The organism is Halorubrum tibetense (genome assembly GCF_042661865.1).
In the GTDB taxonomy this organism is placed as follows: Archaea; Halobacteriota; Halobacteria; order Halobacteriales; family Haloferacaceae; genus Halorubrum; species Halorubrum tibetense.
Genome location: NZ_JBHSWW010000703.1, coordinates 1 through 546, shown reverse-complemented (window position 1 = coordinate 546; position 546 = coordinate 1). Strand labels below are relative to the sequence as shown.

At 49.5% G+C, this 546-nt stretch carries 1 protein-coding gene; it reads right to left on the bottom strand.

The features are described 5' to 3' along the window. Positions 1-546: ATP-binding response regulator (locus ACFQEU_RS17840; protein ID WP_379784335.1), on the bottom strand; the 546-nt coding region annotated here is incomplete at both ends.

The following is a 546-nucleotide window of genomic DNA, read 5'->3' as shown; positions in this document are numbered from 1 at the left end:
CGTTTTCTCGATTGTCCAAATGAAAATCTGCCAATACCAAGTCGGGTGCTTGAGGAAAACGCCACTGAATGAGGGCCGAACCTAGGTCTGCGGCAGTGACGACTTGGCAATCCCACTGAGTCAAAAGCGCGAGTAGGCCTGAGCGTATTTGTGGTTCGTTATCAATACACAAGACCTTTAGCCCGGTCAGTTCACTGGCTTGATTTGATGGTTTAATGTTGTGTAGTGTCTCGTTGCCCAGTGGCACCGCAATACGAAACATTGAGCCTTGTGCCAGAGTTGAGCGTAGCTCTAAGCTATGCCCGAGCTGATGTGCCATACGCTGGGCGATGGAGAGACCTAAACCTAAACCATTGCCGGTATCTCCAGATGCCCCTTGAACACGCTCAAACTCGTTAAATATGCGCTGCTGATCTTCCTGTGCGATCCCTGTGCCGGTATCCCATACTTCGAGCCATAGATGGCCATTTTGACGACGGCAGCCGAATAAAATTTTATTTGTTTTTGCGTTATTATTTTCCGCGCGGGTGTAGTTGATGGCGTTGG